Here is a 16,178-nt window from a genome sequence, read left to right on the forward strand (position 1 = left end):
CGTACCTGCCTCATTACCCATTATTGCTACCCGAATATAATCTTAGGCACTGTCAGCGCTACGGACTGGCCGTTGTATGTGTATGTAATCCGCTCGGTTGCATCATCAAGGATAACGGCGGCGGGTTTGAGTTTCGGCGCAAGGGCAAAATAGGCGGCGACTTCGGAAAGACCTTTTTCTATCGGGAATTTTTCGCTCAAATCGTGCAGCGAAAATTGAAGGGCGCCATGGAGAAATTGACTGCGATACTGTTCAATATGTTTTTTGAGCAAGGCTTCATCAATATAAAATTGATTAAAAATACCGCTTCGCTGCAGCAGCGCTGCCGACTCTTGCTCGGTGAATGATACGATCGGTTCAAAGCTTTGGTTAAGCGGCGGAAGGATAAGCGTCCGTGCCTGCGGGAAATGCAGTACCGCTTTTGTTTGAATACCAAACTCTTTCGGAAAAACAATATCACGCTCGGCTAGTTCAAAGGCTTTCGTCTTGATAAAAGCAATAAGTTCGGTCAGCTGCTTGTGATCACCGCAGTCACGCGAAAGCAGCACACGGTTGAGCCGGTGCGTCAGCGAATGGTTGGTGTCGATAATCTTCCGCCCCGCTTCATGCAGATATTGCTTGAGGTGCAGCAGGAAAGAATCCTCCCATGCAATGCCATGCTCGGTTACCTGTGCGATAATCGTCCGGGTTAAGTGATTGATCTCGTTTTTACCGGCATCGGCTGCAAGAAAGTCCCAAAAAGAATCGAAGGTTTGCCCCTGCGGAGTTTCCTTCATTTCCAAATTGGCATCAAGGGCGTAGCCAAGCACCGCGCCTTTTGTTTCGCTCACCGACTGTTTTTTGTATACATCAGCAAGAATGCTTTTAAAATTTTCTTCTACCTGCCGGAAATCCGATAAGAGTTCGCGTGCCGCTTTTGAAACTTCACGTAACCGTTCGACCATTTGCACCGGCGTATACACTTCCGCCTCTCCGGTTGTTTTAATTGCATCTATACGTTGCTGCAATGCTTCTTTCTGTTTTTCAAGTTCTGCAATTTGTGTTTGAGGATCGTGCGTAGTGTTTTCCGAAAGCTCTCTGAGCTTATGCAGAATATCTTGAAAGCGGGATTCGGTACCGATAAACGTTTTTGAATCCATCGTATCAAGCCAGGTAAACAGCCGTTCCACTCCCGCGCTCAGTTCGATAATCACATCCTGCCGCTCATTATAGTATTTTTTGATATAACCGGCCTTTTCCGAACACCATTTATTTGCTAAAAAATGAGCGCGCGCCTCGATGCTTTGCATTGCAAGTTTGAACTCTTCGCTGTTTTGTATTTCTGCTGTTTCTCCGCCATACCAATCGTCGATACTGCTATTGTCAAAACCGGAAAATTCCTGCGACCGCAAAAAATCCGCCAGCAGCGTTTCAAACCGATCGGCATTGACGGTTTGCAGATTCCGCTCTCTGAATATTTTAAAAAGAAACGAAATAACCGGTGCGGGATTCTTTGAACGTAAAAGCCGCAATCCCGAATCTTCCGCAATTAAGGTTGCTATATATGCACTGTCAGAGCTTTGCATAATCATTCCTTATCGTTATAAGCGATGAGAGTCCTTCTTTGATAAAATCCTGCGGGATCCGTTCTTGCTCAAGTCTGCTGCACTCAGGGTGTTCCCGTAAATAACGGAAAAGCGCTAATTCTTCGGCGGTGAGGTGTAGATCGGCGCTATCTCGCTTAGAGGATTTTCCGGGAACGGCAAACTGTGAAAATGTTTGGTATGTTGTGCTGTCCATGCAAAACGAAATAACGCCTGGAAAGACTGCGCGGAATTCCGACAGGATTTCAAATCCGTGTTCGTCTATATCGCCGAAGTAATAGAGCTTCTTTTGCCGTAAATGTTTATTGCGCTGTAATTGCACGGCGGCAAATCCCGACCCGAAAATACAAATGCTGTTAGGAACGGCGGGAAATGTCAAATACACCAGCAGATTTTCAACAACAAAAACAGTATCGACGGAATCAAAGCGAATCGCCGCAAACGATTCAAGCGGTATCTGCACCTCGCCGCTTTGGAGCATTTCTCCCGCAATAGTTACACCGATTGCATCATCCAGTAAACGGAAGCGGACAAACGGCGGCGCAGTGTGGACTCCCCATTCGGCATATACGGCTGCCGCGGTATTTTTCGGTTCGTCAAAAACCGGTTCCGGAAGAATCGCTTCAGTCAAAACCGGTTCCGCAGTACCGCTTTTCTTTAACGCGCAATAGAGTGAGAAAATCAGCGCGCGGTTTTGTTCGATAAATTTGGTGTGCACCGGAAGCGGAATTTCGCGCAGGTATAATCCGCACGGGCTGTGATGTATAAACCAATCCGCACACAAAAAAAGCTGCTCCCAATACTGTGCGTCAAAGGACTCGGTTAAAACGGAGCTATGCTTGGCCGTCCAGTCATACCAAATATCAGCGGCATCGAGCTTGAGGCATTGCGTTTTAATACGTTCAAGATTTGCTTTGAAATTGCAGGCTTCCGTTTCCTTTTGAATAAAGCGCAAAAAATCAGCTTCGGTTTCGAATAGTATTTTTTCGATAACGGTCTGCATGCCCTTGCTGCGAGTTTTAACGGCGGCGCTCACCACTGTGTAGCCGAATCCCTTTGCCTGCTTTGAATGGCGGTACAGCTTTTCCGCTTCCGTTTTCCGCATCGCAAAATCATCCGTTGCGGAACCTCGTGCGGCCGGAATATGCAGCGGAAAAAAAGCGCTGTCTCCGTTAAGTACGGAATGCAAATAACTGAGAAATTTATGCTCGGCTTTTTTTCTGATCGCTTCAACACTTATCATACTGTCCTTTGAAAATATACGGCGCATCTACTGCGTCATACGCTGAAAATAAATGCTCAACGTATCAAAGATACGCCTCCGCTTTATTTTCAGCTATCTCCTTGTATCTACACCGTCTATTTTCAAAGGCGGTGATTCTATTTAATGCAAGTATCATCACAAACGTATCAGCAATACTATCTGATGCATTTACCTCATACCGTGAAAATAATACCCCTTACAATATACCGCTTGTAGTTACTCTTTCCTTTTCTTTTTGATATCGGTCAATCGTGATATTCAGTAGGCGCGAGGTATTATCGTTATGCTTTTCGGTAATGTGAACCGATGCGATATAATCTTCTACGATGTTGATTTTATCCATCGGTGTTACAAGAATCATCTGGAGTCCGATCTCTTTAAACAGCTCCATTGCATAGCACGAATTATCCATATCGATTTTGCTGAATACCTCATCGATGATCACCAGCCGTAACGAATATCCCTCTCCACCGGTAATGCCGAATTGAAATGCAATTGCCGATGCTAAAATCGTATAGGTTAATTTTGATTTTTCTCCGCCCGACAAACTTGCAGAATCTTCGTAATATTGTTTTTGCGTATTATCGTTGAGATAATATTCAATAGCGGCAAAATTAAACCACTGGCGCACGTCCAGCACTTTTTTACGGCGCGGATCATTTTCTTTTAAGTAGGCAATCAGCGTTTCAATTTTTTTATACTCTTCAAATTCCGAACCGGATGTGCGGTTAAAAATGGAGGCGGAGTCAGGCAATGCAGCTAACAACAGAGCCTGAAAATCTTTTATGGACTGATCGGTTGTTTTGCGGTTTTCCAGCTTGATATACGTCGGAGGATTTTTGCTGTAGGGAATTGTTTTTAAGCTTTTATTCAATTCCTCTATTCCGACAATAATCTGCTGACGTCCGGTATCAAGTATGGTCTTAAAATTGGTAATATCGTTTTTTACGTGCTCATTAAAAATAAGCTTAAATTTTTTCCGGCACGAAGGTAAATCATCGCGATTCACTCGATCGTAAAAGGCTTGAAAGTCTGCAAGCCCCGATACTTCCGCTTGGAAGTCCCGTACATCGGCCTCCCATGACGGAAACTTCCGCTTTATATCCGGCTTAGGGTTTTTCACTGCGGACATTTTTTCGCGGACTTTCCGCTCCGCATTTCTGACAGCTGTTTCCGCCTGTTCGCTCTCTTTATTCAATGCCGATTCAATCCGATCCCGTTCGGTATCAACGGCTTCAGGCTGTTCAAAAGTTTTTTGTACACTGAAATGCTCTGTAAAAATAGCGAGCGCTCTTTGCATTTCTTCACTTTCTCTATCGGCATACTGATGCAGCTGAGCGGTAAATCGTTCCTGTTTGATGCGGATATCCGTCAGCTGCTGTTCCGCTTTTGAGGCTGCTGTAATAGCACCGGTACGCGCTTCTTCTTTTGTTTGCTTTTCAATTTGCAAACTTTGCAATTTATTTTCAAGCTGCCGCAATTCTTTGTCTCCGCGGAGAATAGCTTCCTTTTCTTCAAGAGACGCATTCAATGCAGCCGAATATTTTTGCACATCAAGATCATCCCAGAATTGCATCTTTTCCAAACTGCTCAAGATAGCAAGCTGACCGGTTATATCATCTTGTTTTTTCTTGCTGTCTTCCAGCGCGGTATCGTTTTTCGCAATTTCGTTTTGCAGTTTTTTCAAGCTGAACGAAAGTTCCTGCCGCTTTTGAATATTATCCCATCCGAGTACAAAGGTTTGCCGTCCCGAATGCTGCGGACGATCGTCTTTTTCGTGACGTATTTTTGCCTTAATTAAACCTGTTGAGGTAAGCGCCTTGGCCGCCCTACTAAATGCTTCCGTATCATCCGTACAGATATAATCGAACGTATCATGCAAATATGCTTCAAGCCAATCGGAAAGTTCATGCTTCCGCTGTATTTCCAATTTCGCAATAAGTGAATTTTTTTCGGGTATGTTCTTTTTCAGCTGCGGTTTGGTATCGGTTTTAAGATAGACGAGCCGTCCCCGTAAATTATGTGTTGCCGCATACGTATTCACTTTTGTATAGAGGTGAGGAGGCACCAGCAGACATAACGCAAAGTTATGCAGCAGTTTTTCTATCGCAGCTTCCCATCGGCTTTCTTCTTTTGCAACCTGCAATAGCTCTCCGGCAAACACCAGTTCTTTTTCCGAGCAGCCGATATGTGCGCATATTTGATCCCGTATATCGATATTATGCGCAGGGATATTTGTCGTCCGTTTATTGAGTGATGCCAATTCTTCGATTATCATTTGCTGTTCTTTTTTATATGCTTGATTTTGCGTATTCCGTTCAAGGCTTGATTCGTAAAGGTCATCTTTTTCTTTACTGAGTTTTTCTTTCAATTTCGGTAGCAATGCTGCATTCGCATTAAATTTCTTTTCCGTTTGCGGAATTTCCAAAGATAAAACACGGGCGCACTGTTCATAGTCCCGCACATTATTCCGGCATGTCTGCAACCGTAATTCATTGAATTGAATCTTATGCTCAATTTCTTTGATCAGAATTGCCGTGCTGTTTTTTTGAATAACTGCTTTGAGCGAATCCATATCGGCATCAAGCTGTTTTATTTCAGCTTCAAGCATATTTCTTTTATTATCAGCAAGCAACTTTTCTTGCTGCAAAACAACTATTCGTTTTGTAATCGTATTTAGGACTGTTTGTATATACCACAGCTGTAAAATCATTTTGAACTGTTTTAATGTTCTGTTCTTTTGCTCGCAGTCTTCAAATATTTTTCCGGCATCTAAAATTTCCTGCAGCAGCCTCAGCTGTTCTTGCGCTTTTTCTATCTCGTTGTATATCTGAGAAAGCTCTTCGTAATGCTTTACCAAATCATCAAAATCGCGTTCGGTATCGCGGCCTTCAAACATATAGGTTCTAATAAAGTCATTTAAGTTGCCGACTCCTTTCAGTCCAACCGTTTGGGAAAAAAGATAGAGCGCCCGATCCGAACGCAAGCCTGCAAGCTGAGAGAATGCTTCTGCATACGGGGCAAAATTATCGACGTAAAATTTGGTTCCGAATACTTCGGTCATGCGTTTTTTCCAATTGCTCTGCGGTGTAAAATCAATCCCTGCTTTTTGTATCTCTTCAATTGAAAGCCGCGTATGCGTTATCGAATAGATTTTTTGCAAGGCTCCGCCGCCGGAAAAGAAGCGCACCTGCATAAGCGTTATCGGCCCCTGATCATCTCCCAACACAAAGCAGCCGAGCAAAATAGAAATACAGTTTTCTTTTGTGCGTAAATTCTTCGCGGTGCCGGAGGTAAATTCTTCCTCGCGTTTGCTCCCGTATGTACCTAGTACATAGCTGATTTCATCGCGTTCCCGTTTACTCTCCGCTCCGGCGGATTGGTTATAAAAACGCTGCCGCGGCGGCACGATAAGCGACAAAAAAGCATCCACCAGCGTCGTCTTCCCGGAACCGTTTAAGCCGGTCAACAGCGTCGCCTTCTTTCCACACCGCATCGTATACACCTTGGAATCAAAAACGCCCCAGTTGTACACTTGAAAAAAATCAAGATACACACCGTTCTTATCAATATCTTCGGTTTTTAATAAATCGAATTGCATTAGCCGTTCTCCTAAGGTAAACGCATCAGCCATTTTGGAGTATATTCCCGCAAAATGAGAGGCTGTACCACCAGAGTTTCGCCGCTTTGCGGCTCAAATGGTGTTCCAACCTCTTATTTTGCGATATGTGGTCTGGGTGGCTGATGTGTTTACCTTGCTTGTTTTGAAAAAAAATAGGCCGTTCCGTAAACATTAACTATTACCCTATTATTATCCTTAGTTATTCTCTTCAATATGCCAGTAGCCGTTTTTGTCAGCGCCGACACGGGTGATAATATGTTGTTCTTGCAGTTTTTTCATGTTCTTAATAATATTCAACCGGGCAATGCCGACAACTGCTGCAAGCTCTTCTTGTGTGATGTAGGGATTATCCTTTATTGCCTGTATGATTTTTTGCTGATTTACAGTAATCTTTTGAGTAATCTTTACAGTAATCTTTGATTCAGTTTTAAGGATAGCTTCAATAGTATCTAAAATCACCGACAGCATAAACTCAATGAACGCCGTACTATCGGAATTGGCATCGCTTAATCCTAAGGCTTGATAATAGTCATTTTGGTGCTCTTTGATCAAGGTTTCAATAGGCAGCCATGCAAAAAAAGGTTTCCAGTCTTTCAAGATTACAGTTTGCCATAATCGTCCCATTCGGCCGTTACCGTCTTCAAAAGGATGGATAAATTCAAACTCATAATGAAATACACTGCTCTTAATGAGCGGATGCGCGTCGGTATCTTTCAGCCATTGGAATAAATCGCCCATCAAAAACGGAACCCGGTCGGCAGGGGGCGCTACGTGAACGACATTTTTGCCGTCAAAAATGCTAACCCCGTCTCTTCTATACTTACCGCTGCGGTTCACCAGCTCATGCATCATCAAGCGGTGTGCATGCAGTAAATCTTGTTCTTTATATGGATTGAGCGTTAAAAGCAGTTCATACGCTTGCACGGCGTTTTTTACTTCTTGTATCTCATTCGGAGAACCGAGTACTCGTTTTCCCTCAATAATTGCGGTAATCTGTTCGATAGTTAATGAATTATTTTCAATCGCCAGCGAAGAATGAATCGTTTGAATGCGGTTCTTTTTCCTTAACTGCACACTGTGCTCGGTATTTTCAAAATGCTGTATCTCTCCGATTTTTTCGGATATTTCGGAAATCAGGTTTATCGCTTTTGACGTAATCTTAAATGGTGGTTCGTATTGCATCGGTGTCTTATTCTATCTCATAACCGGCTAATACAATTTGTTCTTTGCACCATGTTATAACGGTTTCCATATCAGCGAGCGCTTTTCTTGTAAGTGCTTCGTCAAAGTCGGGAGATTGCGGGTACCGAAAAGTTGCCACATATTTTGTTAAACTGATGGCGGAAATTTTTATCGTATCAGGAAACACTATCTCCGTTTGTATCATTTTAATCAACATTCCCAAATCGTGGATTTTAACGATTTCAATTTCCTTTAATACAAATAAAGCTTTAATTGCTTTTTCAGCAGCTTGCTGACAATGGAAACAAATAATTTCCAGAGGCTTTGGATGCATGGTTTCAAAAAGATGGTGCGCCGTATTTTGATCCATTTCAACAAAGCGCAGCCATTCTTTTATTGTACCTTCAAGCTCCTTTTTCATATAACACTACCCCCTCTTTTGCAACCGTTTTTTCCAGCGTCGGATAGAGCTTTCGTTTTTCAAAATGCTCTTTATAATTTACGATAACATCGCACGGCTTTGCCTGAATATCAAAAATTGCAAAATAAGCTTTATCGCATAAAAGTAACGGTGTTTCGCTTTCTTCCCGTTCATCTACCACAACATAAAAATCATAGTCGCTCGTTTCGGTTTCTTGATTGCGTGCGTAGGAGCCGAACAAATAAATCCGTTCCGGGTCAAGCGCTTCTCTAATTTTTTCGGCTATTTGCCGGATCTCTTCAGTTATCATTAGTATGTTATTATACCAAATTTTTGACGATTCCGCTACCTTGCGCTTTTAATGTTTTGTTCTGCTTCAGTTCAAAAGCTGCTACTGTATACTATTATGTCCCGTTCTTTTGTTGTGGGTTTTTAATAGTCAATCTTTCAGAAATAGGATATACTGACCGTTAAAAAAGGAGCAGTCATAGGAGGCTGAATGATGACGGCACAGTGGGCGGCAGTCTGTATAAAATTGTTACAAGGGGCTATTTACGAAAATGAGGAACCTGAGGCATGGAAGCTCTTGCAGCAATACCAGCGTGAAATTGCCGCATATTTTGACCAAATCGGTATCAGCCTCTTTATTGAACCGGCCGACGGCTACGCATTTTTAGAGCAAAAAGAGAGCGAAGAAGGGGATTCTAAATCTGTTAAGCTTATCCGGCATTATCCGCTGTCATTTGAGTTATCATTGCTGTGTGTACTGTTGAGGGAGGCCTTGGAGCAGTTCGATGTTTCTCAAAATACATCTTCAATTTTAGTACTTAAAGCGAGTGAAATCCGTGGAATGCTTTCCATCTATTTTAAAGAAAAAACCGATCAAACAAAACTCTATAAAGAATTAAATAGGTATTTAAATCAAGCTGTCGATATAGGCTTTCTTAAAAACTTGAGCGAAAAAGACCTCAGCAAAACAGGTGATGCAGATATTGACCCTGCGTATGAAGTCCGCAGAATAATACGGGCAAAAGTCAGTGTCGATTTTTTAGCGGAATTTAAAGAGCGGCTGCAAAAGCTTTAGAAACCGGCTAACCCAATATTTTCCGCCCCTGCCCATAGACCAAAAAATTCTTCCTACAGCCGGTTTGCTTTTTTCGTGAGTTTTAATAGTTGGGCAGCTCTAACAGCTCGGTTAGATTTTTAGAGCTACCCAGTTAATCTTTCAGAAATAGGATACGCAGACCTTTAAACCCGCCGTGCGCCGTCTCCTGCCTCACAGGCAAAAAAGGAAGCCGTCAAGCCTGTCTTTTCGGTATAGGCGTTGCCGACACGGGTGGTAAATTCCGCAATGGCATCTTTTTGCACTAAGGCAATGGCACAACCGCCGAATCCCGCACCGGTCATCCGCGCACCTAAGCAACACGGTTCAGCATTAGCGGCATCGGCAAGCGTATCAAGTTCAAGACCGGTTACTTCATAGTCGCGCCGTAACGAGTCATGGGATGCCTTGAGCAGTTCACCGAGTTTCGGCAAGTTACCGGCTTTTAGAGCCGCGACCGCAGCAAGGACCCGTTCGTTTTCCGTAATACAATGGCGCACCCGTTTAAAGATACGCTCATCGGCTATTGCCGCCTCAACCGCAGTCAAATCAGCAGAGGTCAAGTCACAGAGATTGTAAACGGTCTTAATCTTTTGTAAAAGAGCAAGACCTTCCATACATTCGGCGCAGCGTTCATTATACTTTGAGTCCACAAGCGCACGTTGCTTATTGGAGTTCATCACAACAATACGATAATCACCCAGAACAAGCGGTACATATTCATACTCAAGCGTTGCCGTATCAAGCAGCATCGCACATTCTTTTTTACCCATTGCAATACTGAACTGATCCATAATTCCGCACTGCATATTCATAAAAACATGCTCAGACTCCTGCCCCATTTTAGCAAGTTCTACCGCATCAACCTTAAAGCCGAACAATTCGGCGACTGCCCGTCCGAATCCGACTTCCAGCGCAGCCGACGAAGAAATACCGCCGCCTGCCGGCAATTTGCTAAAAAACAGTACCTCAAAACCGCTTGTCAGTTTGTATCCGCCTTTTTGCAGCATCGCGAGCATACCGTTCAGATAGTTCGCATATTGATTTTCTCTCCGGTACCGGAAAGTTTCCGTAGAGGAAAATTCAAGTGCACCCGGAAACCGTATATCATCATAGATAATCGTTGTATCGGCTCTCTTGCGCAGCAGCACATAGAGGTACCGATTGATCGCCGCAGGAAACACCTTCCCCCCGTTATAGTCGATATGCTCCCCGATAATATTGATACGGGCAGGGGAGGCAATCATCATGATTTCTTCCGTACCTGCTCCGTACCGCTCGGTAAAAGCCTTTGTCAATTCCGCCTTCATCTGTTCTTCCGGCAAATCGGTTAAAAACTGTATAAAGTCATGCTGTGTCATGGTGATCCTCTCTTGGGTAATCGCAGCAGACATTTTTGAAGTATTCCCGCCAACTAAATAAGGCTGTTCAACCAGAGTTGAACCTGCGGTTCAAATGGTTGCCACGCCTTATTTATTTGGCGATTCTGATTTATCTGTCTGCTGCGATTACCCGTCTTTTAAAATAGACTTCCGGCAGCTGATGCTTTTTGCATCGTTACTCTTATTTTCGGCATTTTGAGGCGGATGTCTTATAAGCAGCCGCTTACAGTACCGATGAAAGATCTGCGATGACGGTATCGATTCGTCTATTGATAATATGAGTAACGGTAAACGTTATCCGCCCGCAAGTGATTCTCTCTTTAGTATGCGGTAAATATCCCCATTTTTCAAGTAGAAAACCGCCGAGTGTGTCATAATAATCGGAGTGAAAATCGGTGTGCAGTAATTCGTTGCAATCTTCCAGCTTTAACGCACCGGGGAGAACAAGCTGCGATGTATTGATAAAGCGTACCGAACGCATCGGATCGTTCCGCGCCTTACCGTACTCATCCTGCACCGTACTGAACACTGCGGCAATGATATCATCCATCGTAATGAGCCCCGCTACGCCGCCGTGTTCATTGATGACGATTGCGATATTTTGCATCTTGGCATTCATCGCTTTGATAATAGAAAAGATGGAAGCTCCCTCGGGAACAAAAATTGCAGGACGCTGCAAAGTCTCAATGTTCGGCTCCCGCCGCTCCTGCAAAGCAAACAGCAGCGTCTTATAATGGATAATACCGGTAACGGTTTTTGTTTCGGCATTGTAGACAGGCAATCGGGAAAAACGGCTGCGGCGGAACTGTTCAATGACTTGCGGAAAAGTCGCGGCGGAATCAACGTAAGTAATCGCCGTACGCGGCGTCATAATATTGCGGAGTTTTACATCCTGCAGCAAAACGGCTTTGCGCAACAGTGCTTCTTCTCCGGCGGCGAGGGCGCCGTCTTCTTGCCCGATATGCACGAGCAGTTGGAGGTCTTTTTCTTGAAGCGTATCCGGCGTTGTTTTCGGGCGGGCATTACACAGCCTGAGCACCGCTTTTGTCAGCAGCGAAAATACCGCCACAATGGGGCGGAGCAGTGTGTAGCACACATACAACGGCAGCGAGGCTTTCTTGCCGATCGATTCCGCCCGTTCGGTTGCCAGCGCTTTGGGGAAAATTTCGGCAAGGATGATGATGAGCACGGTAATAATCGCAGTCGCTGCGGGAACCGCTTGCGCACCGAACACATTGAGGGTAAAGGCGGTAATAAGCCCCGAGTTCAACGTGTTGACAAAATTGGTGCCGATAAGCGCGGTCGTAACGATTTTTTCTTTCATCTCCACCAGCCGAGCCAACCGCTGTGCGCTCTTACGGGAACTTTTTTTGAGGCTGCGGTATTCCGATCGCGTAATAGCGGTTACCGCCGTTTCCGTACCGGAAAAAAAGGCTGCGCAGGCAAGTAGGATAATTATTTCAACACTGATTATAACGAGCTTCATTCTTCCGCCTGCATCCGCACTTCAACTTGCACAATACGGTTTGCTTCAACCTTTGTTACGGTAAAACGATACGGCTCAACGGTGATTGCATAACCTGCCGCCGGAATTTCCCCTGCTTTCTCCATAATGTAGCCGCCGATGGTGTCGCTATACTGCGATTCAAGGTTGAGGTTCAGCTGTTCGTTTAAATCGGCGAGCCGTGTAACGCCTGCGATGGTGAAGGTCGATGGCGCTTCCGCTTCATTACGGGCAGTCACTGTATTATCGCCGCCTATACCATCGGCTCCTGCCTGTACCGGTGCGGTTGAGGATGAGCTTACCGGTACGGAATTTGATATATCTCCGAATTCATTTGCCGCCGATGGTGCGCCGGCTTCAGTTACCGCTATAGCCGCTGCCTGCTCGGATTTGCTTACCGCCGGTAAAGCTGTTGATGCGTTATCGGATACAGCCTGCGCTGCCGCTGCCGTTTCGGCCGTATCATCGTGTATGTTTATATCTGCCGCAGTGGTATGAGAGTTCACGCCTGTCCGTACATCATATTCGTCAAGAATACTGCCGAATATTTCTTCGCTGACATCCTCGACGGTTATCAATCCTGCAGTGCCGCCGTACTCGTCAAGTACAATCGCCATTGTCTGCTGCTCGGTATGGAACTTTTTTTCCACTTGAGCGAGCTTCGTTGTTTCAAACACAAAAAGCGGCTTACGCAGATAGGCCCTTACCTGAAAGGCAGCGCTTCCGTCTAAGTACTCAGGGGAAAAGAGAAAGTCTTTAATATAGAAGAAACCTTGTATTTCATCGATATTCGTACTGTATACCGGAAAGCGCGAAAATCGGGATTTTTTTGATAGCTCTATAATTTCTTCCGCAGATGCTCCGATGTGAATTGCCGCAATGTCGCGCCGCGGCGTCATCACGCTGCGAACGGAAAAGTCGCCGTAACGCAGGATATTCGTCAGCACGGCGCGTTCGTCGCTGCCGATAAAGCCGCTTTCCTCCCGTGCTTGAAAAAAGTCACGTAAATCCGCCTCGGTAACAGCCGCCGTGTTTTGCGCTTCACGGATGCCGCAAAGCCGCAGCAATACGCCGGTAACCGCAGAAAAAAGCGCAACAACCGGCGAAAGGATCGCCATCAATAATAGAATGAAGCGGGCAAAGGCAAGGCTCAACGCATCGGGATACACCAACGCAATCGACTTAGGCAAAATTTCGCCGAAGATCAGCAGCAGCACCGTACCGGCGGCGACCGCAATCCCCAGTCCGGAATCCCCGAATATCCGCAGCGCAGCAGCAGTCAGCACTACGGAAATAGCGATGTTGACAATACTATTTCCGATTAAAATCGTCGATAAAAATTTTTGTTTATTTTGTAGAATTTTTTCCGCCCGCGCCGCCGCACGGTTGTTCCGTTCACGTAAAAACCGCAGCTTGAGCTTATTCAAAGACAGGAACGCCGTTTCCGCCGACGAAAAAAACATCGACAGCAAAAACAGCGCCAACAAACTGACGAGCAGTAAGATTATATGCGGGGGTTCTCCAGTATCCATATTCGATAGAGTATATTAAAAGGAATTATTAAAAATGTCAATTTTTATATGTGCATACTTTACCCGTCCTCTTGTTCAATTAGGAAAAGTATGCAATAATAAGAAACAAATGGCTGTTAGTGTAAGACTCCCGGATATTTTGCGCACTTATGCTCTGCGCTTTAATAGTCCATTTGTTGGGATTAGCGAATTAACCGATTATTTACGAAAGTATGCTCAAAGAAACATAGCCGAAAAGCCTGATGTTGCTTCTTTCATTGATATATCGGAAACAAGATTGTTAACGGAGCTGGAAGCTCTTGAATCGGAAGGGAAAGTAGAGCTTATCGACGACAAACGGAAAGGTAAAGTTGTCTTTGTCCCATTCTATTTTCTCGATAAGGTGACACGTCAATACGAGATGATTCGTGAAAAACCTGAATTACCTTTTCCGCTTGCCAGCGCAATACCGCAGAATTTTTCCAAGCGTTTTCTCCGTTATATTAGAATCAATACCGATTTTACCGAGTTGCAGCCGGAACCGGAAAACGATACCTTTCTGTATCAGCTTATGTTTCCTGACGACACCCCTCCGCTTATTTTCCCGGGAAATTTTTCTACCGATCAAATGCTGGATCTTGCAATCGCAAAATTACGGTTCTTCTTTCAGAAGGATGAATTACGAGATTTTATTCAAAAAAAATTGATAACGGCAAACCCCGGAAAAGAGTATTCAATTAGAAAGTTTATCCTTACGATTCAGGCCCACTCGTCCGAAGCAATGTACACATTAAAAAAATCGGGTGATGTATATTTGTACTGGAGCTATCTTTGTTCCGTTGTAAAACAAGAATTTTCGAAGAAAACCGAAAAAATGAGCGATGAAATCACCATTTTGCAGGCTATCTTTATTATCGAATATCTGAATAACTATTATCGGAATAAGACGCAGCAGTCGCTTCAACGAGAAACTGCCCTAAAGAATCTCGATTTGGCACTTCAGAAACCTCCATATTATTTTAATAAGGCTGCCATTGTTAATTTTAAAGATTCCCGTGGAGTACCGTTGCTCGGGCAATATAGTCAAAGTGATCTTGAGGAATATATACAGGAAAAAACCGGTTCGGATGGAGATGCTAATTTACCCGATCTTCTCAGTTTCAAAACTCCTGATGGGGAGCGGTATTACATCATGTTGGATAAGACGGTACCATTAATTATCTCGCTGGTAAACGATAACCGAAAAAAATTGCGGGATGTTTGTTTAAAGAAATGGTATCAACAGCTGATACGGTTTGAACAATCCGAGGCAATGCACACCGATTCGGCATTTAACCAATTATTAAAGACCCTCTGTGCTGAATACGTGCCGGTCTTGTATGCCTTACTGGGAGCACCGTTTATTCCAATGCTCTCAGCCGATAAACGTATTACGGAACATCAAGCTGCGGAAATTCGGAGAATATTTTCCCGTGACCGGTTATTGTCCTATATCGACTTATTTATGATGAATAGGCAAGAACTTTTAACGGATGCAAAAATTCTGTTGCCTTTCTGGTATACGATTCCTATCATATCTTCTATTATTGCTTTCTTTATGCGTCCAAAGAAGGATCGCCGCACCGCTCGAACAGAAAATTCCAAGACCGAAACTATGCCGCAGCAACCGGGAACTACTAATAAAAAAATTTCACCACGGGAAATTGCGAGCGAATTACAGGCCGAGTTTATTCCTGCAAATAAAAGCATACAGGATTGTATTATTGAGCAGCTCGATCTATGGAATACGATTATCGATCCGGTAATTAGAAAGCAAAATACCGAGGATGTAAACTCTTTTATCAGAGATCAGGTTAAGATAGCGCATAGAACGCAGTCCTTTGCTAAACTGACATCAGACCGTATTCGTAATCTGGCGGATGCAATTGTCAGTACGCCCGGTTTGGCAAAAGTAAAAAATAAAAGTGCATTAAGACTTTATACGGAATATTATATATTATGGCTTGTGCTGCATTCTGTGTAATAAGAAATGTATAACGCTGATGCCGGGTTCAGAAGTCGAAGTTACCTAAACAGAAAAAAACTGCACGTTCTCTATTCGATAGCGTTCTTTTTTTGTATCTTAAAGGTATCTTAATAGGAGCCTCTAAAAATCTAACTGAGTTTTTAGAGATGCCCTAAATAACGTATTTCGTGTTTATGGAGGACATTGGTATGGCGATACTACACTTAAATCAGGAAAATTTTGATAAGACAATCAATGGAGCTGAAACCGCATTGGTAGATTTCTGGGCGCCGTGGTGCGGGCCTTGTAAGATGCTTGGACCCGTTTTTGAAGAAGCGGAAAAGGAAGTCAACGGAAAAGCCGTTCTTGCAAAGGTCAATGTAGACGAACAGCAAGACCTTGCAGTAAGATTCGGAGTTACCAGTATTCCGACGCTTATCCTTTTCAAAAACGGAAAAGAAGTTAAACGCTCGCTCGGATTTATTGATAAAGCCAAGATACTGGCATTGCTCTAAATTAAGCAAACAATCAACAACCCCGACGCTCGTACCGGGGTTGTAAACCTTCTGCATAAATTTAAGAAAATATTTTAGGAAATGCTG

Annotated in this window: 12 protein-coding genes; 3 read left to right on the forward strand and 9 right to left on the reverse strand. The window is 44.0% G+C overall.

Annotated features, from left to right (window positions below; genetic code table 11):
* Positions 1 to 26: 26 nt before the first annotated feature.
* The 6 genes from GWP40_RS00075 to GWP40_RS00100 all read right to left on the reverse strand — a co-directional run bounded on the left by GWP40_RS00075 (position 27) and on the right by GWP40_RS00100 (position 8,382).
* Positions 27 to 1,565, reverse strand: coding sequence for a DUF3375 family protein (locus GWP40_RS00075; RefSeq protein ID WP_212565563.1), 1,539 nt, complete (start codon positions 1,563 to 1,565; stop codon positions 27 to 29).
* Complete coding sequence (locus GWP40_RS00080) at positions 1,552 to 2,826, reverse strand: Wadjet anti-phage system protein JetD domain-containing protein (protein ID WP_212565564.1); 1,275 nt, start codon at positions 2,824 to 2,826, stop codon at positions 1,552 to 1,554. The genes GWP40_RS00075 and GWP40_RS00080 overlap by 14 nt, the downstream gene beginning before the upstream one ends.
* 217 nt (positions 2,827 to 3,043) lie before the next feature.
* Positions 3,044 to 6,448, reverse strand: coding sequence for an ATP-binding protein (locus GWP40_RS00085; RefSeq protein ID WP_212565565.1), 3,405 nt, complete (start codon positions 6,446 to 6,448; stop codon positions 3,044 to 3,046).
* A gap of 216 nt (positions 6,449 to 6,664) precedes the next feature.
* On the reverse strand, positions 6,665 to 7,651 hold the full coding sequence (locus GWP40_RS00090) for a Fic family protein (protein ID WP_212565566.1): 987 nt from the start codon (positions 7,649 to 7,651) through the stop codon (positions 6,665 to 6,667).
* Positions 7,652 to 7,658: 7 nt separating this feature from the next.
* Positions 7,659 to 8,072 carry a HEPN domain-containing protein gene (locus tag GWP40_RS00095; RefSeq protein ID WP_212565567.1) on the reverse strand — a complete coding sequence of 138 codons (414 nt, stop codon included), beginning with the start codon at positions 8,070 to 8,072 and terminating at the stop codon, positions 7,659 to 7,661.
* The gene (locus GWP40_RS00100) at positions 8,056 to 8,382 is read right to left on the reverse strand and encodes a nucleotidyltransferase family protein (RefSeq protein WP_212565568.1); all 327 of its coding nucleotides are present in this window, start codon (positions 8,380 to 8,382) and stop codon (positions 8,056 to 8,058) included. Before GWP40_RS00100 ends, GWP40_RS00095 begins: the two co-directional genes overlap by 17 nt.
* Positions 8,383 to 8,571: 189 nt before the next feature.
* Between GWP40_RS00100 and GWP40_RS00105 the strand changes: the two genes are divergently transcribed.
* A complete protein-coding gene (locus tag GWP40_RS00105) occupies positions 8,572 to 9,156 on the forward strand; it encodes a DUF4194 domain-containing protein (RefSeq protein WP_212565569.1) in 585 nt (194 codons plus the stop codon).
* Between the two features lie 164 nt (positions 9,157 to 9,320).
* Here GWP40_RS00105 and GWP40_RS00110 read toward each other — a convergent pair whose 3' ends face one another.
* The 3 genes from GWP40_RS00110 to GWP40_RS00120 all read right to left on the reverse strand — a co-directional run bounded on the left by GWP40_RS00110 (position 9,321) and on the right by GWP40_RS00120 (position 13,592).
* Complete coding sequence (locus GWP40_RS00110) at positions 9,321 to 10,535, reverse strand: galactokinase (protein ID WP_212565570.1); 1,215 nt, start codon at positions 10,533 to 10,535, stop codon at positions 9,321 to 9,323.
* Positions 10,536 to 10,779: 244 nt separating this feature from the next.
* Complete coding sequence (locus GWP40_RS00115) at positions 10,780 to 12,042, reverse strand: hemolysin family protein (protein WP_212565571.1); 1,263 nt, start codon at positions 12,040 to 12,042, stop codon at positions 10,780 to 10,782.
* Positions 12,039 to 13,592 carry a hemolysin family protein gene (locus tag GWP40_RS00120; protein ID WP_212565572.1) on the reverse strand — a complete coding sequence of 518 codons (1,554 nt, stop codon included), beginning with the start codon at positions 13,590 to 13,592 and terminating at the stop codon, positions 12,039 to 12,041. The genes GWP40_RS00115 and GWP40_RS00120 overlap by 4 nt, the downstream gene beginning before the upstream one ends.
* 109 nt (positions 13,593 to 13,701) lie before the next feature.
* Between GWP40_RS00120 and GWP40_RS00125 the strand changes: the two genes are divergently transcribed.
* Positions 13,702 to 15,594 (forward strand): hypothetical protein, encoded by a 1,893-nt coding sequence (locus GWP40_RS00125; RefSeq protein WP_212565573.1) that lies wholly within the window; start codon positions 13,702 to 13,704, stop codon positions 15,592 to 15,594.
* A 191-nt stretch (positions 15,595 to 15,785) separates the two neighbouring features.
* Complete coding sequence (gene trxA, locus GWP40_RS00130) at positions 15,786 to 16,091, forward strand: thioredoxin (RefSeq protein WP_212565574.1); 306 nt, start codon at positions 15,786 to 15,788, stop codon at positions 16,089 to 16,091.
* The last annotated feature ends 87 nt before the right edge of the window (positions 16,092 to 16,178 follow it).

The sequence above is a fragment of the Treponema vincentii genome (assembly GCF_018336815.1).
Taxonomy (GTDB): Bacteria; Spirochaetota; Spirochaetia; order Treponematales; family Treponemataceae; genus Treponema.

Excerpts from the sequence above, each read along its gene's own strand:
- GWP40_RS00075 (WP_212565563.1), bottom strand. The coding sequence starts at position 1,565 with ATGCAAAGCTCTGACAGTGCATATATAGCAACCTTAATTGCGGAAGAT.
- GWP40_RS00100 (WP_212565568.1), bottom strand. The coding sequence starts at position 8,382 with ATGATAACTGAAGAGATCCGGCAAATAGCCGAAAAAATTAGAGAAGCG.
- GWP40_RS00125 (WP_212565573.1), top strand. The coding sequence starts at position 13,702 with ATGGCTGTTAGTGTAAGACTCCCGGATATTTTGCGCACTTATGCTCTG.
- GWP40_RS00120 (WP_212565572.1), bottom strand. The coding sequence starts at position 13,592 with ATGGATACTGGAGAACCCCCGCATATAATCTTACTGCTCGTCAGTTTG.
- GWP40_RS00110 (WP_212565570.1), bottom strand. The coding sequence starts at position 10,535 with ATGACACAGCATGACTTTATACAGTTTTTAACCGATTTGCCGGAAGAA.
- GWP40_RS00080 (WP_212565564.1), bottom strand. The coding sequence starts at position 2,826 with ATGATAAGTGTTGAAGCGATCAGAAAAAAAGCCGAGCATAAATTTCTC.
- GWP40_RS00095 (WP_212565567.1), bottom strand. The coding sequence starts at position 8,072 with ATGAAAAAGGAGCTTGAAGGTACAATAAAAGAATGGCTGCGCTTTGTT.
- GWP40_RS00115 (WP_212565571.1), bottom strand. The coding sequence starts at position 12,042 with ATGAAGCTCGTTATAATCAGTGTTGAAATAATTATCCTACTTGCCTGC.
- GWP40_RS00105 (WP_212565569.1), top strand. The coding sequence starts at position 8,572 with ATGATGACGGCACAGTGGGCGGCAGTCTGTATAAAATTGTTACAAGGG.
- trxA (WP_212565574.1), top strand. The coding sequence starts at position 15,786 with ATGGCGATACTACACTTAAATCAGGAAAATTTTGATAAGACAATCAAT.
- GWP40_RS00085 (WP_212565565.1), bottom strand. The coding sequence starts at position 6,448 with ATGCAATTCGATTTATTAAAAACCGAAGATATTGATAAGAACGGTGTG.
- GWP40_RS00090 (WP_212565566.1), bottom strand. The coding sequence starts at position 7,651 with ATGCAATACGAACCACCATTTAAGATTACGTCAAAAGCGATAAACCTG.